Source organism: Maritalea myrionectae DSM 19524, from assembly GCF_000423365.1.
Classification (GTDB): Bacteria; Pseudomonadota; Alphaproteobacteria; order Rhizobiales; family Devosiaceae; genus Maritalea; species Maritalea myrionectae.
This window is the reverse complement of record NZ_AUHV01000002.1, coordinates 442,051-462,163: the sequence shown is the minus strand read 5'-3', so window position 1 is coordinate 462,163 and position 20,113 is coordinate 442,051. Positions and strand designations below refer to the sequence as shown.

The 20,113-nt window shown below is 51.8% G+C and carries 16 protein-coding genes and 1 tRNA gene; 8 read left to right on the top strand and 9 right to left on the bottom strand.

Translation table 11 applies throughout. From position 1 onward, the window contains the following. Window positions 1-14: 14 nt before the first annotated feature. The 3 genes from G549_RS18680 to G549_RS0102345 all read right to left on the bottom strand — a co-directional run bounded on the left by G549_RS18680 (window position 15) and on the right by G549_RS0102345 (window position 5,904). The gene (locus G549_RS18680) at window positions 15-1,601 is read right to left on the bottom strand and encodes an ABC transporter permease (RefSeq protein ID WP_169449595.1); all 1,587 of its coding nucleotides are present in this window, start codon (window positions 1,599-1,601) and stop codon (window positions 15-17) included. Window positions 1,602-1,682: 81 nt separating this feature from the next. After that, on the bottom strand, window positions 1,683-2,708 hold the full coding sequence (locus G549_RS0102350) for an extracellular solute-binding protein (RefSeq protein ID WP_027833678.1): 1,026 nt from the start codon (window positions 2,706-2,708) through the stop codon (window positions 1,683-1,685). Window positions 2,709-2,928: 220 nt separating this feature from the next. Beyond that, complete coding sequence (locus G549_RS0102345; protein WP_027833677.1) at window positions 2,929-5,904, bottom strand: sensor histidine kinase; 2,976 nt, start codon at window positions 5,902-5,904, stop codon at window positions 2,929-2,931. A 223-nt stretch (window positions 5,905-6,127) separates the two neighbouring features. Here G549_RS0102345 and G549_RS0102340 point away from each other — a divergent pair. Continuing rightward, window positions 6,128-6,204, top strand: a tRNA-His gene (locus G549_RS0102340). 24 nt (window positions 6,205-6,228) lie between these two features. Here G549_RS0102340 and G549_RS0102335 read toward each other — a convergent pair. The 3 genes from G549_RS0102335 to G549_RS18670 form a co-directional block, all read right to left on the bottom strand. Then, the gene (locus G549_RS0102335) at window positions 6,229-8,016 is read right to left on the bottom strand and encodes a vWA domain-containing protein (protein ID WP_027833676.1); all 1,788 of its coding nucleotides are present in this window, start codon (window positions 8,014-8,016) and stop codon (window positions 6,229-6,231) included. A 54-nt stretch (window positions 8,017-8,070) separates the two neighbouring features. Further along, the gene (locus G549_RS18675; RefSeq protein WP_051213224.1) at window positions 8,071-8,727 is read right to left on the bottom strand and encodes a L,D-transpeptidase; all 657 of its coding nucleotides are present in this window, start codon (window positions 8,725-8,727) and stop codon (window positions 8,071-8,073) included. A gap of 170 nt (window positions 8,728-8,897) precedes the next feature. Continuing rightward, a complete protein-coding gene (locus G549_RS18670; RefSeq protein WP_169449594.1) occupies window positions 8,898-9,380 on the bottom strand; it encodes a response regulator in 483 nt (160 codons plus the stop codon). Window positions 9,381-9,500: 120 nt separating this feature from the next. On the opposite strand from G549_RS18670, the gene G549_RS0102320 reads away from it, so the two are divergent. From G549_RS0102320 to hisG, 4 genes are all read left to right on the top strand, one after another. Further along, entirely contained in the window at window positions 9,501-10,121 is a 621-nt protein-coding gene (locus G549_RS0102320; protein ID WP_036220845.1) for a DNA-3-methyladenine glycosylase I, read from the top strand. Window positions 10,122-10,237: 116 nt separating this feature from the next. Continuing rightward, window positions 10,238-11,722, top strand: a complete 1,485-nt coding sequence (gene hisS, locus G549_RS0102315; RefSeq protein WP_027833674.1) for a histidine--tRNA ligase — start codon at window positions 10,238-10,240, stop codon at window positions 11,720-11,722. Window positions 11,723-11,732: 10 nt separating this feature from the next. After that, the gene (locus tag G549_RS18665) at window positions 11,733-12,833 is read left to right on the top strand and encodes an ATP phosphoribosyltransferase regulatory subunit (RefSeq protein WP_051213222.1); all 1,101 of its coding nucleotides are present in this window, start codon (window positions 11,733-11,735) and stop codon (window positions 12,831-12,833) included. Beyond that, window positions 12,830-13,555, top strand: coding sequence for an ATP phosphoribosyltransferase (hisG, locus tag G549_RS18660; RefSeq protein WP_051213220.1), 726 nt, complete (start codon window positions 12,830-12,832; stop codon window positions 13,553-13,555). Before G549_RS18665 ends, hisG begins: the two co-directional genes overlap by 4 nt. Before the next feature lie 18 nt (window positions 13,556-13,573). Here hisG and G549_RS0102300 read toward each other — a convergent pair whose 3' ends face one another. Then, window positions 13,574-13,957, bottom strand: coding sequence for a DoxX family protein (locus G549_RS0102300; protein ID WP_036220843.1), 384 nt, complete (start codon window positions 13,955-13,957; stop codon window positions 13,574-13,576). Between the two features lie 177 nt (window positions 13,958-14,134). Here G549_RS0102300 and G549_RS0102295 point away from each other — a divergent pair, with 177 nt between their 5' ends. Both G549_RS0102295 and G549_RS21115 read left to right on the top strand, forming a co-directional pair. Then, complete coding sequence (locus G549_RS0102295) at window positions 14,135-14,908, top strand: TSUP family transporter (protein ID WP_027833672.1); 774 nt, start codon at window positions 14,135-14,137, stop codon at window positions 14,906-14,908. A gap of 111 nt (window positions 14,909-15,019) precedes the next feature. Continuing rightward, the gene (locus G549_RS21115; RefSeq protein ID WP_051213218.1) at window positions 15,020-16,642 is read left to right on the top strand and encodes a methyl-accepting chemotaxis protein; all 1,623 of its coding nucleotides are present in this window, start codon (window positions 15,020-15,022) and stop codon (window positions 16,640-16,642) included. Window positions 16,643-16,725: 83 nt separating this feature from the next. Here the strand turns inward: G549_RS21115 and groL are convergent, their stop codons facing one another. Together groL and groES are read right to left on the bottom strand one after the other, a co-directional pair. Then, window positions 16,726-18,372 carry a chaperonin GroEL gene (gene groL / locus G549_RS0102285; RefSeq protein WP_027833671.1) on the bottom strand — a complete coding sequence of 549 codons (1,647 nt, stop codon included), beginning with the start codon at window positions 18,370-18,372 and terminating at the stop codon, window positions 16,726-16,728. Between the two features lie 53 nt (window positions 18,373-18,425). Beyond that, entirely contained in the window at window positions 18,426-18,716 is a 291-nt protein-coding gene (groES, locus tag G549_RS0102280; protein ID WP_027833670.1) for a co-chaperone GroES, read from the bottom strand. 263 nt (window positions 18,717-18,979) lie between these two features. On the opposite strand from groES, the gene G549_RS0102275 reads away from it, so the two are divergent. Then, window positions 18,980-20,113 carry a glycosyltransferase gene (locus G549_RS0102275; RefSeq protein WP_051213217.1) on the top strand — a complete coding sequence of 378 codons (1,134 nt, stop codon included), beginning with the start codon at window positions 18,980-18,982 and terminating at the stop codon, window positions 20,111-20,113.

The window sequence follows — 20,113 nt, the reverse complement described above, 5'->3', positions numbered from 1 at the left end:
TTGGTCGCCGATGATTAGCTGTGATTGCCTTGCAACCGACCACCCAAAATGGCCGGAACGAGGGCGATTAGAACGATCAACAATGCAGGAACCGCCGCCGCTTCAAAGTTCTCAATGCTGGCCTCAGCATAAACGAAAGTTGAAAGGGTTTCTAAGCCAATGGGGCGCAGCAACAAGGTGGCGGGCAGCTCTTTGATGCATTCCACAAACACCAACGTCATTGCCGCCACCAGCGCGGGGCGCAAGGTGGGCAGATCAATTTCGATCAGTGTGCGCCATTTGTTGGCCCCCAAAATATGGCTGGCATCAAGCAGGTTGAGGCCACGCTTTTTCATGGCGGCTTCAATATTATTGTGGCTAACCGTTAAGAACCGCACTGTATAGGCATAAAGGATGGCGATGGGTGAGCCAGATAGGATCAGGCCAACAGTGACGCCCCAAATGGCGCGTGTGCCATCATTGATCAATCCATCCAAAAAGCCCAATGGGACCAGAATACCGATGGCCAAAATGGTGCCGGGCACCGCGTAGCCAAAGGTGGCGAGAAACGACCAGCCGCCACGGCCGTCGCGATTGATCATTTTGCGCGCGGTGAAATAGCCGATCGAAACGCACAAGAGTGCGCCGCCTGCGGCCAACATGATGGTGTTGATAAAGGCCGGCCAAATCGCAGGCCGCAACGCGCCGCGCATTACGCGGTTGATCGAGGTCGACAGCAACTCCAAAACGGGCACGCCAAATCCCAGAAAAACAACACCGGCGCAAAAGGCGGTGACCAGCAAGCCAACGGGCATGCTGAGTTTGATCAGCGATGGCGGCACGCGGGAATCACGCCGGGTCAGGTAATCGCGGCGGCGGCGAGCATATTGCTCCAGCCAGATCAGGGTGCCGATCAAAAGGATCGCGGTAAGGGCCAATTGTGCCGCACCGGGCAGGTTGGAGCGGTTGAGCCAGGTTGTATACACAATCTTGGTGATGGAATTGACGCCGAAAAACTCCACCGCGCCCACATCATTGAGCACTTCCATCAGGGCCAAGGTGACACCGACGATCAAGGCCGGGCGGGAGAGGGGCAGAATAATAGCAAAGAATGTGCGCCACGCATTGGCGCCAAGCGCCCGGCTGGCCGCAACCAAAGCGCCAGACTGCATCAGGAAGAAGGCGCGGCAGCTCAAATAAACATAGGGGTAAAGCACAAGGCTCATGACAATCGCAGCGCCCTCGAGCGAGCGGATGTCTGGAAACCAGTATTCGCGGATGGTCTTTGCACCAGTAACGGCACGAATTGTCGTTTGAATGGGGCCGGTAAATTCCATCACCTCCACCCAAGCATAGGCTGAGATATAGGTGGGTATCGCCAAAGGAAGGATAAAAGCCCACTGGAAAAGCTTTCGTCCAGGGAATTCAAATGATGAGACAAGCCACGCACTCATTAACCCGACGATGGCGGTGAAGACGCCAACAAAAAGCAGCAACAGGCCCGTTTCGGTCAGCGCAACGGGCAGCATGCGCGAGAAAAGGCCACCTTCAACGCTAAATCGGCCAAGGGCGAGAAATGCAAGCGCCAGAATGGGCAACGCCATCAAAAAGATGATGACCAATTGAACGAAAGAAAGGCGCGTAAACGCGCCTTTCAAACTATTCAAACTTTGGCTGTCGGTACCTTTAATAGGTCAACCCCATTAGTTTTGTGGACCTTCGTCAAACTTGACTTCATCCACCAATTTGCTTGCTTCATCGCGTTTATCTGCAATTTCGGCCAGTGGCAAGGAATCCGCTTTCAATTCGCCCCAGCTTTGTACCAAGTCAGATGCTTCTACACCTGGCATAATTGGGAATTCAAAGTTGGTTTCAGCATAAATCGCTTGCGCTTCGTCTGAAAGCAAAAAGTCGATGAACTGTTTTGCGGCGTCTTCATTTGGCGCATGCTTGGCCAAAACAACACCTGAAATGTTCACGTGGGTTTTGCTTTGCTCGGCATCTGGGTAAACCAAACGAACAGAAGCAGCCCATTCTTTTTGCTCAGGCTCGGCATCGTTGGTCAGCATTTTGCCCATGTAATATGTGTTGCCGATGGCAAGGTCACATTCGCCAGAATAGATGGCTTGTACTTGCGCACGGTCATTGCCTGTTGGCTTGCGCGCAAGATTATCACGTACGCCTTCGAGCCATTCTTTTGTGGCTTCTTCGCCATTATGGGCGATTTGGCTGGCCACTAGGCCGATTGAATAGGCGTGCTGCCCGGAGCGGGTGCAAACACGGCCAGCCCATTCGTCAGAGGCCAAATCGGCATAAGAAAGATTTTCGGCATCAACACGATCTTTTGAAACATAGAATACGCGGGCCCGCGCTGTCAGCGCCACCCATGCACCATCCGGTTCCACAAAATTGGCTGGCACATCTGCTGTAATATCCTGTGGGATAGGCTGCCAAATGCCGGCTTGTTTAGCGGCATCCAAGCGACCGATATCAACAGTCATCACCACATCTGCTGGAGAGTTTTCGCCCTCAGAGGCGACGCGGTCAACAACGCCGTCCTTCACAAACAACACGTTGGTTTTGATGCCGGTCTTTTCTTCAAACGCTGCGGTCAGCGGTGCCAAAAGCTCTGGCTGACGCAAGCTGTAAATGTTCACTTCTTCAGCTTGTACATTTGTTGCGCCAAATGATGCTGCGCCAAGTGCGGCGAGGATAAGTGTTCTTTTCATTATTTCGCTCCTGTTTATCCGGGGTTAAGGCCCGTCGGTTGCGTTGGTTTTGCGCAAATGAATGCTCAATGTCAATCAAGCCCTAGTGGCAAAAACCGCCGAAAAAAGGGCGCTTTTTACAACCGTTCTAAACTGGAGGGAAAATCTCCATATTTTCCGGTTTTACGGCGCGACCGCGATCCCAATTCGGTGTGACGGAATGTCGCAATGTGTATTGCGATCAGCTGTTTGATTTTTGGATGCGGTGGCCAGGAATGCGCAAGGCCATCATCATGCCATTGTCACCGAGCGGGTCAAACGACAGGCCAAACGAGTTGGCGCGCGCCAGTGACTGCGTAAGGGAAAGCCCTACCGCCGAACTCGCAGTGGTGCCGGCTTCTTTCCCATCGCCGCTATTGTGGTGGAACACAGCGAATTTCTCACCCCTGTCCACCTGATTGCTCCCATTGTCGCGCACATGAACCGACACGTCACCATTATCTTCCCGAATGGCGCTAACAATAACATTGCTGCCCGGAGGGCTAAGGGTGACCGCGCTCGCCAGCAAATTCATGATGGTTTGGCTGAGAAGTTTTTGGTCCGCTTCAATCAAATATTGAGCATCCGGGATGGCGCTGCGTACAAACACCTGTTGGGCGTTCGCTTGGGTCCGAATTTTGCCAATGCACTGTGTCAGCAAGTCACCTAAGTCAATCTGCGCATTTTCCAATTCATATGTGCCGTCGCGATAGCGGCTGAGATCGTCCAACTCACCAACAACACGTTCCAGGCGTTTGGTCGCCAACTGAATGTCTTTGACATATTCTTTATAGCGATCATTGCCGATAGGGCCGTAAGCCTCATCATGCATAAGGCTGTTGAAACCGGAAATCGTTGCCAAGGGGCGGCGTATTTCGCGGCTGATGAGCGGCAAAAGGTCTGTTTCAGCGTCTTGTTCAGCAATGTCGATATCTGTTGCCGGTGTTGGCACCTCAGATTTCTCATAAACCACACCGATCAATTTAAAATCGTCCCCGTCGCCAAGTGGGTGGCGCAAAAACCGGATGGCGCAATGAGCCGCGCCAGCAAAAAGATACACTTTTTCGTCCTGCTTGGTGCCGGCAAGCAAGCCAAAATAGTTCGAGCGGCTATCCGCGTCGATATATTCCATCAAGGTGCGATCCAGCATTAAATCTCGGCTGGGGCCGATCAGGGCCACTGCTTGATCCGAGACATTGGTGACGTGGCCGCGATTGTCCAAAATGACCAACCCTTGGTGCGCGTCTGTGACCAAGCGTTCAATCAGTTCAATGTCGAGCGCCGAAGCTGAGGTGGCGCCACCAACAAAGCTGGACACGTCGACATCTGCCGCGTGATCAGTGTCTATTTCCGGCAAGGCAATCGGGTCGTGCCGATCATCTTCGCGCGCCGTCAGCATATAAGCAGATTTGCCCTGCCATGTGGTGATCTGAAGCCGCGCCACCACGGCGACTTCGCTGCCATCCTTGCGCACCAATTTGGTCACGGGGCCAACGCTCGCATCATCTTCGTCTGCACGCGGAAAAATCTGATCAAAGCCAGCTTGGCGCAGTTCAGTGCTGGTTTTATACCCGGCAAGTTCCGCCATCGCCCGATTGGTAAACAATAACTCCTGATCCCGGAACAGGAGGATGCCGAGGGGCAAGCGGTTGAGCACCAAAGTCTCATCGCTTAGTGCCACCAACGCGCCAGAAACAGATGGATCTACCTGCGGTTCCGGTTGCACGTGCTCCGCTGGGCGGCGGCGTCGGCCATTCTTGCCATTTTGCGGGTTGGCAGGGGCGTCCATTGCATTTTCCGGTATACCGTTCGCAATCAGTTGCGCTGCGGCCTCACGCTCGCTTGCAGGCGGCGTGCCGGGCGTAGGCCGTTTGTCTTCCGCCTCGACGTTACTCTGGCCATCCGCATTTTCGATTGTGTCGTCAGGGCCAACCCGTTCCCGCAGCACCCGCGACAATTCTTCAAAATTATAGCGGGCAGTCGGGTCAGGTTCGCCAACAGGGTTTGCAGCAATCGTCGATTTGTCATCGACTGCTTCTGAAATGCTCTGGTCGTTGTCTGAGTTATTGACGAGGGGAGCAACGCTTGATTCGGTGCTTTCCTGTTTTTCGGTGAGCTTGTGTGTCGCCCGAATCGTCCAGAGCTGCGTATTGCTTTGGGTGGAATCCTGGTCGTCGCCAATGTCGGCTGACGTGGCTTCATCTTCGGCGATTTCTGCATCTTCAGGATCAGCCGCCAAATCTTCAGACATTTCATCGACTTCAAGCGAGGTGAGTTTGTCAGAAGAGTCGATCAAGCCGCGATCAGCTTGGTACAAATGATCGATCAATTCCGTTAAATCGTGGGGCAGATCGGTGGCATCATCTTCGTTGACACCAGTTTCGTCTGCCGCCTCGTCATGCGCCGCTTTTTCGTCGGCAGATTCCTCTGCCGTTTTGTCTGATACGTGCTTTTCTTCATCCGTTGGCAGATCACTGTCCAACTGGTCCAGCAAGCCGTCTTCGGGTTCAGTGTTCAAGGGTTCCGTGCTGTCCACCGGTGAGGAAAGGGCGTCGGCCCCCATTTCTGACAGGTCCAACAACATGCCAGGCTCAAAGATCAGCATTCTAGCGCGGGCAGAAATGTCAAATTGGGCAGTGGCCCCTTGTTCAAGCAGTTCCAAATCTATGGCCGCAATATCAGGTTGTTCCTGATCCTCATCCTGCTGTGCGCAAGCACCAGCCACGACCTCATGGCTGTCATCGATGACCACATAATCCAATTCCGGACGGAACATCTGGGCGCTCGCCGCCAGATCATACGCGTCGCCGCTGAAGAATTTCGGATCGATTGTATCGGATGAAATCACCAGCAACCCGGTCAGATCATCATTGAGCAGCGGAATGCAGCTACAAGTGGTAGAGACAGGTTTTTTGCCAATTTGGAACCGCATGCGTGACAGGCTTGCGCGGCCATGTGCGCCCAACCGGATCAAACGATTGATTTGTCCGCGCAGGGGGACGGGATCGGGCATCAGCTTAACGCTTTTTTTCTTGGCTTTGGTGCGGAACAAACGTGCGGCGAGATTGCGCCACAAAAGGCGCGAACCGTCCTCATCCCAAAACCAAACGGGTCTAGGATCGAGTGTGTAGCTCAACACGCGCTTGCCAATTTCGCTATGTACCCAATGTGTACGCATATATTGTCAGGGCCTTGCCAAGGTTTATCACCAGCTTAGGTGGAAAAATTTACGTTTTCTTAATATATTCTATAGGCGCAGCCGTCCAGCATATGGGCCCTTTGCAATGGAAAAGACCATTTTCATGGTTAAAATGAAAAACTGAAATTTTTTTTGAAAGAGCGGCTTTTGCCCTCTTGCCAATTCAAATGTCTGGCCCTATGTTCGCGCGCACAAATGATGTGCCGCCTTAGCTCAGTAGGTTAGAGCGCTAGATTGTGGATCTAGAGGTCCCCCGTTCGATCCGGGGAGGCGGTACCACCTTTCCCCAAAACAGTTTTGACCCTATTGCGACAGGCGTAGATCGCTCAATTGATCGGCAATGGCAGTGAATACATCATTGAGTTCACTTGCATCAGTCGGGAAGTATGCTTTGCCCGCATCCGTCGCGCAATTGGTCAGCATCGTCCAGTTTGGCGTGCCCGATGAAACGCCAAGACCGATGGTGTAAATCTCAATGCCATGGTCGGAATTTTTAGCATTCTCGCATACCTGCACCGTGCGCCGATCCATTTCGGTGCGCGCTTCCGCACTGGTTGTGCCCAGATTGCCGAGCCGCCCATTATAAAACAAGCCATACATTGAATAGTAATAGGTGTTGTTGAAATTGTCGCCCGAGGGGTAACCAGTGTTCTCACCATCAGTCATGATGATCATGACTTTGCTGGCACCCTTGTCATAGCCCACACCTTGAGTGAAAGGTTCTCCTGGCGACAGAACGCGCCATCCCCACATGGAACCCATGTGAATATTGGTGCCCCCATTTGCGTCCATTGCAGCGATTCTGGATTTAATGTCTTTCATGTCATTTGTCAGAGGCGTGACAGGGTCAACCGTGCAGCTGCCATTCGGGGATGAATAGCCGATTTGTGCAGGCGTTACGCCCTGATATTTACAAATGCGCTCTTGACGTTCGCGCAACCCAAGGACACGGCATGTGCTCTGCGTTACGGTGCCATAGTACCAATCCCAATAGCTGGACGAAGAGGTGATGGTCCGGCCTGTACATGAGCAAGTGTTGTTTGCATTGCCTGGATAACCGGAATCTGGATTATAGCTTGAACTGCGACCAGGCGATGCGTAGCGCCCCGTCCAAACTGTTTCTGTACACTCGCCAGTTGAGGTGCTGGTGGAGCAGGCGGGGTTGGTATCTGGCAAATAATTGACCCGATAGCCGGTGCCGTCTGGCGTGTCGGGCTGGAACAAAGGCACAATATAGGTGTCGCCATCAGACGGTGTTGGGGCCTTGTCATATACGTCCAGCCTCTGTTCAAAGGGCAAGGAGGTGTTATGGGGTCTCGCCTCAACGCAGCCTTCCCATGTAAAGTTGGGCATTGCATCATAAAGATCAAAACGGCTTAGGCGATCCGTCGCATTGCTGACGTCATGGCCTGTTTTCGAATTGTCGTCATCGTCAAAATTATCCCAGCTCGTGGATGACAGGCCGTTGGTATCCATCCAACCTGAATAACGGTATGAGGGATCAACCTTGATCATATCCGTGAACGGCACCAAGCCGAAAAATACTTTTTCCGGGAAATCTTTATACTCTGAAATAATGTCAACGGCCAAAGCGGCCGCCTCACGCAAACGCGTGATTTTTGTGCCGCCCATGGAGCCAGAATTGTCGAGCACCATGGCCACTTCCAAGCGATTGCGCGCTCGCGTGGCCTCGGCCCGCAACAAAGCCTCCATTTTATCGATTCCAACCAGTTTAACGAAAAATGTTGGACGACTGATCTTGGCTTGCAGCAACAGGCTACCTGCCTCTTTATCAACCACAGGATCAAGTACGGTGATCGTCACTTCGCTACTACCAATGCTCTCCTGTAGTAGCTTCTCTGTGGTGGATTTGATCTGAGCGGTTGTTTGCGTGTGAATTTTGGGCTGCAGCGCCAAAACTGCCGAATCCAACGATATTTGGGCATTGGCGCGGCTCTGTTGGATCGCGACGAAATCGACAACGGATCCCCCCGTTGCGATCAGCACAATGGCTATAACGCCAAAAATGACGGCAAAAGCGCCGGATTCATCGCGATGAAACCGTTTTAGCAGTTTGGCAAATAGCAACATGTGGCCCACAAGTCATGCAAATAAAGATGCCGAAGTGTGGGCCAAAAAAGTAAACTAAATCACAATGACTTTAGCACCAATTGACGCGCGTTGATAAAGGTCGATGATGTCGTCATTGGTGAGGCGAATGCAGCCTGAGGAAACTTTGCGCCCGATTGTCGATGGGTGCGTGGTGCCGTGCAGCCGATAAAGTGTGCTGCCGATGTAGAGAGCGCGTGCGCCCAAAGGGTTGTTAATACCGCCAGGCATAAAGGCCGGTAGCTCAGGCTGACGCTTGCGCATTTCAGCCGGGGGTGTCCAGCTTGGCCACTCTCTTTTTGCGGTAATGCGGTGGGTGCCACTCCATTCAAAGCCCTCTCTCGCCACACCAATTCCATAGCGCATGGCGCGCCCTTTGCCCAAAACGAGATAGAGATAGCGTGCGCCTGTGTCGACAATAATGGTGCCCTTGGCCTCGCTTGAATTATAGGGCACGACTTGACGCAAATATTTCGGATGTTGGCCATATTTGTTTTTAACTTGCAGGCCATTGCGCGGCGTGCCTGTGGTTGCGGTCATGCCCGCCGGTGGGGAAACGTAAATAGTTTGCCCAAAACTGTTTTTGGTTTTGACCAATCCATTGCCAGCCAAGGCGCTCTGACCAACCAAAAAGGCAAGCAAAAGGGCTAAGCCCCACGTCATAATATTCTGCTTCAATACTGAAATACGCATGATACGACCACCTCACCGCACAAAATGCGGGTTCAATAAAATTTGAACCAAATAATAGCGGGTGACGCCAAATAAAGCGTGAAGTGGAATGGTGTGCAAACCCTAAAAATTATGGGTTTATAGGTAGTTAAGCGACATGGTTAACTGAAAGGTGCCCGAGCCGAGAAGCGTTACAGGAACGCGGTGTCAGCTTCATCATTGTCGACCAGCAATTGATCATCGAGTATATCTTCCTCCTGAACCTTGTTCAGTAGGCCAGACATGGAATGATAGCTTTGTCGCTCGGTTTTGAGGACATCGCCAATCGCTTTCGACATTGCTGCCGTTTTGATCGGTTTGGCCACAACTTGGTTGGCGCCAAGGCCAAGCGCCCGTTCGATGTTTTCGCGGTTCGTGTAGGCGGACATCACAATGATTGGGATGTTGTGCGCAGGGCCGAAGCGGCGATCGCGGATCACGCTCAACATGCCGGCGCCTGAAATCTCCGGCATATACCAATCAATAATCAACACATCATAGCTGCCGGTATGCAAGCGGAGTAACGCCTCAGCACCGCTATCGGCTTCATCGATGTTGTGGAAACCAATCTGCTTGAGATTGGCAATGGCCAAACTGCGTGCATACTGATTGTCGTCTACAATCAGTAGTTTCAAATCGACCAAAGCTGAATTGGTTCGTGCAGACAATTTGATTAACCTGCCAGTTATTAAATCTAAAGTCGAATTTAGTTTGTGGGAACATAATTAAATCTGAGCAGAAAGCAAACCAAAATTATGATTTCCCAAGATAAATTGGACCGATGTTTTTGGTGTGGCGAAGACCAGCAATATATTCATTATCATGATAGTGAGTGGGGCTATCCGGTTGATGATGATCGGCGTCTATTTGAAAAGGTGTGCTTGGAGGGGTTTCAATCCGGGTTGTCCTGGCTGACCATCCTTCGTAAACGCGAAAATTTTCGCGCGGCTTTCGACAATTTTGAAATTGAAAAAGTTGCCAAATATGACGAGCGCGATATGGATCGCTTGTTGGCTGATGCCGGAATCGTGCGCCACAAGGGCAAAATCGCAGCCACGATCAACAATGCCCAACGGGCAATTGAATTGCGCGATGAATTTGGCACATTGGCCGCCTATTTCTGGCAGTTTGAGCCGCAGCACAGCGAACGCCCTACCCAAAAAGATGAAGCGACATTGCGCAAATTGGCGCAAACGGAGGCTTCCCAAAAACTGGCAAAAGACATGAAAAAGCGCGGCTGGAAGTTTTTTGGACCAACAACCGCTTATGCCTTCATGCAAGCGATGGGGTTGGTCAATGATCACATGGACACCTGTTTTGCACATCAAAAGGCGGAAGAGGCACGCAAAAACTTCACACCACCACAGCCAAAATAGTCCCGATATTTCGGCCTTTGACTTGTGCGACAGGGCATGATCGTTTAACTACCGACCCGCACGGTGTTTTTTCTGACTGTGCAACGCATTTAACAACTCAAAAACTAGGTATGATCATGGCTAAAAAAGCAAAGCGTTTAACGCCCATTTTGCCGCGCGGATTTGTAGACCGCGACCCCGATGAAATCATCGCGGTAGATGCCATGATCCATCGGATCAAAGCGGTTTATGAGCGCTATGGTTTTGACCCGCTTGAAACGCCTTTGTTCGAGTATACTGAGAGCCTTGGCAAGTTTTTGCCGGATACAGATCGGCCCAATGCCGGCGTGTTCTCACTGCAGGACGATGACGAGCAATGGATGAGCTTGCGTTATGATTTGACCGCGCCGCTTGCCCGCTATTTTGCGCAAAATTTCGAAACCCTGCCTAAGCCATTCCGCTCCTATCGTCAGGGCTATGTGTTCCGCAATGAAAAGCCGGGGCCAGGTCGTTTCCGCCAGTTTATGCAATTTGATGCCGACAGCGTTGGCGCACCAGATCCGGCGGCAGACGCCGAGATGTGCATGATGATGGCCGACGTGATGGACGAACTGGGTCTTTCCGGCAAGTTTGTCGTGCGGGTGAATAACCGCAAGGTGCTTGATGGTGTGTTGGCTGCCGCTGGCTTGGCCAACGACACCAATACGTCGCTGATTGTGCTGCGTGCCATTGATAAGATGGACCGATTGGGCATTGACGGTGTGAAACTGCTGCTTGGCGAAGGTCGCGAAGACGATAGCGGTGATTTCACCAAGGGCGCGGGCCTCAACGAAGAGCAGATCAGCCGCATTTTGGCGTATGTGACCGCTGACGCTGACGATGCCAATTTGTTTGATGTGTTGGCCGAGCAGGTTGGCGATAATGAGCAAGGTCAGCAAGGCGTGGCCGAGCTGAAAGAAATGCAAGCGCTGTTTGATGCAGCGGGCTATAGCCGCGATAAGGTGAAGATTGACCCTTCCGTGGTGCGCGGTCTTGAATATTACACAGGTCCCGTTTTTGAAGCCGAATTGACATTCCCGGTCACCAATGAAAAAGGTCAAACAGTCATCTTTGGTTCTGTTGGCGGCGGTGGCCGTTATGATGGTCTGGTCAGCCGTTTCCGTGCAGAAGCTGTCCCAGCCACTGGCTTTTCCATCGGCGTGAGCCGTTTGGCCCATGCCCTGCAATTGGTCGGCGAATTGGGCAACAAAGAGCGCTTTGGCCCAGTGGTTGTGTTGATTATGGATAAAGACCAAATCGCCAATTACCAGAAGATGGTCGCCGAGTTGCGTGCCGCGGGCGTGCGGGCAGAGCTTTATTTGGGCCAGTCCAAGAACATGGGCAAACAAATGAAATATGCGGACCGACGCAATGCCCCGGCCGTGGTGATTGAAGGCTCTGAAGAACGCGATGCTGGCGAAGTGCAGGTCAAAGATTTGGTCGCGGGCAAGATTGCGTCGAAAGACATCACCGACAATGCGGAATGGCGCGCAGCCCGCCCAGCGCAGGTGAGCGTGAAGCGCGAAAATTTGGTTGAGCATCTCAAATCTCTGATTGAGCAGAACGAAACCCAATCAAATTAGGCGAGTTGATATGCCCTTCACCGCAAGCGAATTGCAGCAAAAGCGCCAGATACTTGAACAAAATATCAAAGCACGTGGCGAACTAACGGCACCTGATATTTTGCAAAAGTCGGATTTGTTCTTTGATCTGGCCGGAGAGGACATTGGTCGGCGCCTTCTGCTCACCACTGGAGCCGACGGCACAAACTATTGTTTGCGCCCGGATTTCACGCTGCCCATCGCCGCCGCCTATGTGCAAAAGCATCCGCAGTTTGACGAGAAGAGCTACGGCTATCTCGGCCCCGTTTTCCGCCAACGTGAAAATGGGCCCGCCGAATTTGATCAGGCGGGGTTGGAGTTTCTAGCGGCGCAAGACGAAGAAGCAGCGTTCCAGCAATGCTTGGATTTTGCGATCGAAACCGCTGCGCTTTATGGCGAAGAAAAGCCGCGCCTTCATTTGGGCGCGGTGGATTTGTTTGAGGCATTGCTCGATCAAATCGATTTGCCTGATGTGTGGCGACCGCGTGTGCGTGATCGGTTTGGCCATGACGCGGCAATGGGACGGTTGTTGGATCGCTTGTTTGCGCCGGAAGGCCTGCAGGATCAACCCGATTTGCCTAAAGATTTCGAGGCGGCCAAAGCAAAAATTCTGGCGATGATGGAAGAGGCGGGGCTCTCACCCTATTCGGGCCGTAGTGCAGACGAGATCGCAGAACGCTATCTGGAGAAGCGGCAATTGGCCGACGCGCCAGTGCCCGCCGCAACCGTGCGCACATTGCGTGAGTTTTTGTCGATCACTGGCCGCGCGCACGAGCAGGTGTTTCACATCACGGCTTTGGCGCAAAAGGTTGGGATCAATCTCGACCCGCAATTGGAACGGTTGAGCGCGCGGCTCACTCAACTCAAATCCGACGCCCCTCAAATTGAGGTGGAGTTTGATGCCGGGTTCTCGCCGCGTTTGGATTATTACACCGGACATGTGTTTGAATTGACCTCGAATTTAACAGGCGATGTGCTCGCCTCTGGCGGTCAATATGATCGCTTGTTGCAGCGGCTGGGGGCGCAAAAACAAGTCACTGCGATTGGCTGTGCTGTTTGGGTAGATCGGCTTGAACAAGGAGGCACACGATGAGCTCAATTCTTTTGGCAATACCGTCTAAAGGGCGGTTGGAAGAAGCGACGCGTCAAGTATTTGCTGATTTGGGCATGCCGATTGAACGGCCGGGCGGTGCACGTTCTTACCTTGGCGAAATGGCCGACTTCCCTGAAGTAACGGTGCGCTTTTTGTCCGCCAGTGAAATTGCCCGTGAACTGATTGCGGGCAACATCGATGTCGGCGTTACGGGTGAAGATTTGGTGCACGAAGCCGCAGAGCGCGGCATTAATCAGGTGGAATTGGCCAAGTCGCTCGGCTTTGGTGGCGCCGATGTCGTGGTGGGCTTGCCCGAATCTTGGGTCGATGTGACCGCCATGCGCGATCTGGCAGATGTTGCTTCCGATTATCGTCACCGCCATGGCCAATGGCTGCGTGTGGCGACCAAATATATCAATTTGACCCGCAAATATTTCGCGCAACATGGCATTGCGGAATATCGCATTGTTGAATCAATGGGGGCGACTGAAGCGGCACCGGCATCAGGGGCCGCTGAACTCATCGTCGATATCACGTCTTCAGGATCGACCCTTAAAGCCAATCAGCTCAAAGTGCCGCGCGATGGCGTGATCTTGAAGTCAGAAGCCAATTTGGTGGTTTCACGCAATGCGGACTGGCCCGCGGATCGGATCGCTGTGCTCGAGACATTTCTAGACAAGATAGAAAAAGGCCTCGGCGAAAAGATCACCGAGGCCCTTTAAAGCTAATCACGGGTTGGATTACTTCTTGTCGATTGCATATGCCCCTGGGCCGTGCAACCAAAGCAGAAGAAAGCCGCCAGCCATGGCCAAGTTTTTCAGCAAGCTGGTCATTTGGGCTTGGTTTGCTGGTTCAAAGTGCGCCAGAAAACCGCTGGCCACACAGAATAGAGCCAAAAGGATCGCTGCAATGCGCGCCTTGAAGCCAACCAGAACTGCCAAGCCGGCCACCACTTCAAAAAGGCCAACCACATATACGCTGACTGTCGGCATGGGAATGCCCAATTGGGCGAAATAAGGTGCCATTGCGGCCCCTGCCGTCAGTTTTGGCAAGCCTGCCATAATAAAAATAGCCGACATTAAGATACGCGCCACAAGTGGCGTCGCTTTGTTTACCCCGTCCATAATCTTCTCCGTTTTTTGACGTGGCGGACAATCTATAACTATAAAAAAATAATACAATATACAAATACATGCACAGATAGTTCGAATAAAATTGACAATGAAAAGGGCGCAATTTTGCTGGTCCCTGAGGCCATCAAACGGCATAATGGCGATCTATTCTTCGAGTCGGGACCTTCCATGGAATATGAAATCTCGCTGCTGGTAATCATGGCCGGCGTCGCTTTTGTTGCGGGTTTTATGGACGCTATTGCTGGTGGCGGTGGACTGATTAGTGTGCCCGCGCTGTTGTTCGCCGGCTTGCCGCCTGTGGGGGCTTTAGCGACCAACAAAATGCAATCTGTTGTCGGCGCCGTGGTTGCCGCCACAACATATGCACGCAAAGGCTACGTGGATTTCAAGCAGTTGGGCGTCGCGATCATCACCACCTTTGTGGGCAGCATGATTGGCGCGTTTGGCGCGACACAGATGGACACCGATATTTTGCTTGTTCTGGTGCCTATTCTGCTGATCGGCGTGGCGGCGTACTTTTTGTTTTCGCCCCGTCTTTCAGATGATGCCCGCGCTGAGCGGCTGAATTTTGCACTTTTCGCCCCTCTTATGGGCTTCACCATCGGCTTTTATGATGGCATTTTCGGGCCCGGCACGGGCTCGTTTTTTACGGCCGGATTTGTCACCCTGTTTGGCTTTGGCGTCACCCGCGCTGTGGGCTCAACCAAAGTGTTGAACGCAACGTCTAACGCGGCCGCACTTGTGTTCTTCATTTATGCGGGCGAAGTGGTTTGGGCAGTGGGCAGCGCCATGATTGTTGGTCAGTTTGGCGGTGGCTATCTTGGCGCGATCACGGGCATGCGCTTTGGCGCAAAGATCATCAAGCCAATGATTGTGATCATATCAACCGCCATGGCGGTGCGTCTGCTTTGGCCTCAAATCATTGAAATATTTGCAACTTAGTCCGGTTGTAACTTTTACTTAATCAGCCATTAATCAACATGGTTCATATTGCGTTAAGAGGGGGGCCGATCTGATCGGCCATTTTTGATGCAAATATGGAGGAGCAAACCTGTGTCTCAGGATCAAGATCAGGTTTCGATTGATGAGCGTCGCGAGATGATGGAGCTTAGCGCGGACGCAGCTCAACGAGTCGCTAAAGCAAAAGACCACATTCTATCTCACCTGCCAGATGCGCTGGATCGATTTTACGGTAAAGTAGCCACGTCACCCACACTCAAATCATTTTTCGAATCCGATCAAATGCAGCAAAGTGCGCGGGAGCGACAAACGACCCATTGGGAGCGTATTGCCGACGGTGCATGGGATGAAGAGTTTTTGCGGGCCGGTCGCAAAGTTGGGCACGTTCACGCCGCCATCGGTTTGGACCTGAAATATTATGTTTCCGGCTATGCCCTTGTCGCTGAAAACCTCATCAAAGGTGTCATGCTGGATATGCTGGCCGAAGGCAAAGGTCGCAAGGGGCGCTTTGGTCTGGGCGGAAAATCCAACAGCGATGGCGCTGATGAAGTGGCGCAGACCGTTGCCGATATGATGAAGGTGCTGATGCTGGATATGGAATTGGCAATCAGCTCCTATGTACATCAGACCCGGCATGAAACCGAAATGGTCAACGCCGAAATGCAAAATGTGTTGTCTGCCGCGGTCAATGGCGATTTTGAAAAACGTGTTGATCTGGAAGTGCAAGATCCCAATCTGAACGCACTTATTCAAAGCACCAACCAACTGATGATCGAATTGGGTGATCGGCTGGAAGAGGCCGATGACGCATTGTTCTCCATGGCCAATGCCGATTTAACCCATCGAATTCAGGGCAATCGCAATGGTGCGTTTGAGCGGCTGCAAGGCAACATCAACGCGGTTTCGGATCAGCTTTCAGAACTGGTCGGCAAAATCCAAGGTACCTCACGTTCGCTCAAAAGCGCCACGGGCGAGATCCTCTCCGGCGCCAATGATTTGGCAGATCGCAGCAACCGCCAAGCAGCTGCGATACAGCAGACCACCGCGACAGTGAAAAACATGTCGCGCGCCGTGGCTGAAAACACATCACAGGCCCGAGAAGCAATGCAACAGGCCGACGATGTACGCCGCACGGCAGAAGAGGGTGGCGAAGTGATGGGCAATGCCAGCCAGGCCATGGAACGCATCACCGAGTCATCAAGCAAGATTTCCAACATTATTGGCTTGATCGACGATATCGCCTTCCAAACCAATTTGCTGGCCTTGAACGCATCGGTTGAAGCCGCACGCGCCGGCGAGGCGGGCAAAGGCTTTGCCGTGGTGGCAGTTGAAGTGCGTCGGCTTGCTCAGTCCGCAGCGGAAGCGTCTAACGAAGTCAAAGCACTGATTGAACAATCCGCTCACGAAGTGAACGATGGCACCAAGCTGGTCAATCGCGCAGCGGAAAGCCTCAATGTGATGTTGGACGCGGCACGCAAGAACAATGAGTTGATGGCATCTGTCGCGCAGAAAAGCGAAGAGCAGTCCAGCTCAATTGAAGAAATTTCGACGGCCATCATGCAGATTGACGAGATGACTCAGCACAATTCATCTCTGGTTGAACAAACCAATGCGGCCATTGAGCAAACCGAAGCCCGCTCGTCTGAGTTGGACAATATGGTGGATGTGTTCAAACTGACCACAGGTCATGAGCATAAAATGTCCAAAGCCGGATAGAAATTCTGATCAATAATTCAAAGCACGAAAAAGGGGCGATCCGAAGATCGCCCCTAATGCTTTGTAGCGTTGGGTAGCGTGGCTTAGAAGCCCATGCCGCCCATACCGCCCATGCCACCCATATCTGGAGCAGCAGGACCAGAGCCTTTTTCTTCTGGAATGTCAGCAACCATTGCTTCTGTTGTAATCAACAATGAAGAAACAGATGCGGCATCCTGAAGGGCAGTGCGCACAACTTTAACAGGGTCAATGATGCCCATTTTGATCATGTCGCCATATTCGCCAGTTTGTGCGTTGTAGCCGAAGGTGCTTGAAGAGTTTTCCAACACTTTGCCCACAACAACTGAAGCTTCGTCGCCTGAGTTGGTTGCAATCTGACGGATAGGTGCTTGAAGCGCACGCTGAACGATCTTGATGCCTGCATCTTGATCAGCATTTTCGCCTTTAGCAGTCAAAGCAGATGAAGCACGCAGCAGCGCAACGCCACCACCAGCAACAATGCCTTCTTCAACCGCAGCGCGTGTTGCGTTCAACGCATCATCAACGCGGTCTTTACGCTCTTTAACTTCAACTTCTGTTGCGCCGCCAACTTTAATAACAGCAACACCGCCAGCAAGTTTCGCCAAGCGCTCTTGCAATTTCTCACGGTCATAATCAGAAGAAGTTTCTTCGATTTGCGCTTTGATTTGGCCAACGCGTGACTCGATGTCAGCGTTTGAACCAGCACCGTCAACAATAGTTGTTGTTTCTTTGGTGATGTCGACTTTCTTTGCAGTGCCGAGCATATCCAAAGTTACGTTTTCCAGCTTCAAGCCCAGATCGTCAGAGATCACTTGGCCGCCAGTCAACACAGCGATGTCTTCCAACATTGCTTTACGACGATCGCCGAAACCAGGTGCTTTAACAGCAGCAACTTTCAAGCCACCGCGCAAACGGTTTACAACCAATGTTGCCAACGCTTCGCCTTCAACATCTTCAGCGATGATCAAGAGCGGACGAGAAGATTGAACAACTGATTCCAAGATCGGCAACAGCGCTTGAAGGTTTGACAATTTTTTGTCGAACAACAAGATGTAAGGATCTTCAAGTTCAGCAACCATTTTCTCAGTGTTGGTGCAGAAGTAAGGTGACAGGTAGCCACGGTCGAACTGCATGCCTTCAACAACGTCAACAACAGTTTCAGAAGTCTTTGCTTCTTCAACAGTGATCACGCCTTCATTGCCAACTTTTTCCATTGCACGGGCGATTTCTTCACCGATGAATTTCTCACCGTTTGCTGAGATCGTACCAACTTGTGCAACTTCTGCGCTGGTTGAAATGTCTTTTTTCGCTTTAGCGAGATTTTCGATCACTTCGCTTACAGCCAAATCGATACCGCGCTTCAAATCCATTGGATTCATGCCAGCAGCAACGAGTTTTACGCCTTCAACAACGATTGATTGCGCCAAAACGGTTGCAGTTGTTGTACCGTCGCCAGCAACGTCATTTGTTTTTGACGCAACAGAACGCACCATTTGTGCGCCCATATTTTCGAACTTATCTTCAAGATCGATTTCTTTCGCAACAGAAACACCATCTTTAGTGATGCGTGGTGCGCCGAAAGACTTGTCGATCACAACATTGCGGCCTTTTGGACCCAATGTCACTTTAACCGCATTAGCAAGCACGTTGACGCCTTTAAGCATCTTGTCGCGCGCTTCGGTTCCGAATTTTACTTCCTTAGCAGACATTTATGTATGCTCCTTAGAAACTGAGTAGATAGGGCAGGGCGAAAAGGCTGAAATTAGCCTTCGATAACGCCCATGATGTCGCTTTCTTTCATGATCAACAGGTCTTCACCATCGATCTTGACTTCAGTGCCTGACCATTTGCCAAACAAAACGCGGTCATTGGCTTTCACATCTGGTGTGATGTGCTTGCCATCTTCGTCGCGTGCACCTGGGCCAACAGCAACAACAACGCCTTCAGAAGGCTTTTCTTTTGCAGTATCTGGAATGATGATGCCGCCTGAAGTTTTTTCTTCAGAGTCGACACGACGAACGACAACGCGGTCGTGAAGTGGACGGAAGCTCATATTCGCTCCTTCAATTACCTATTGAATTGACATTAATTTCGCTGCTGCTAGCACTCTCAATAGGTGAGTGCTAATTAGCATCGAACAGGAAATAGTGATCTGGTGGGGAAGAGTCAAGAACTGAGCTGAAATGATTTGGAAAAAAACACACGACGGTCAGCGATTTTGCGATGAATTGGAGAATTCGGGGCTGGCAAAGGATTGCCATTGCGCACAACTAGCGCTAAGCCTTCATCGAGTTTTTGGAGCGTAGTTGGGAATTCATGTCAGAGCAAGACCAAACTTTGGCCGCTGCGGCAAACTGGAGTGCGCCGCACCTTTCAATCGTAGTGCCGACTTTTAATGAGCGAGGCAATATTGAGCTGCTGGTTGAAAAGCTGGAAGCGGTGTTTCCACAAATGCCATTTGAGGTGATTTTTGTGGACGACAACAGCCCTGACGGTACGGCTGAGTTGGCCAAGGAAATCGGACAGAAGAAGCCATGGGTGAAATGCATCAAACGCATTGGTCGCCGTGGTCTATCATCGGCTTGTGTTGAAGGCATTTCTGCCAGCAACGCAGAATATGTCGCTGTGATGGACGCAGATCATCAGCATGACGAAACCGTGCTGACGCAAATGCTTGCCCTTGTCGAGGGGGAAAAGGACCTGGTGCTGGCCTCACGTTTTCTCGATGGCCGCTCGGCGGGAGAGGGGCTTTCCCGCTTTCGGGAGCTGGGTTCAAATGTGGCCAACGCGATTGCCAATCTGGTGACAGGCACCAAAATCACCGACCCGATGACCGGCTTTTTCATGCTCCGGCGCGAAAAGTTTGAACAGGTGGCACCGCACCTGTCGAGCGAAGGGTTCAAGATCCTTCTCGATATTATTGCAACCGCGCGCAATAAAGGTGTGCCCCTCAATATTGGCGAGGTCGGCTTCACCTTCCGCGCCCGCCACGATGGCGAAAGCAAAATGAGCCCGTTAATTGCCGCCCAGTTTTTTGGCTTGGCACTGTCGAAAATGACCGGCGGGATTTTGCCATCATCCTTTTTCATGTTTGCCGCTGTCGGCGCCACAGGTGTGGTGGTCCATTTGATTGCGTTGACCATCGCCAGTGGTTGGATGGGCTTTAACTTCACCAATGCCCAATTGTTTGCAACTATCGTCGCGATGACCTCAAACTTTCATTTCAACAATATGTTCACTTATGCAGATCGCCAATTGCGCGGTGTGAACTATTGGAAAGGCCTGCTGAGCTTTTACGCCGTTTGCGCCATCCCAGCGATCGCCAACGTGTCGGTCGCAGCCTTCATATTTGAAACAAATTCACTATTCTACTTCGCAGCAATCGCGGGCATAATCATCAGTATCGTGTTTAATTATGCGGTAACACGCATTTTCACATGGCGAGTGTAA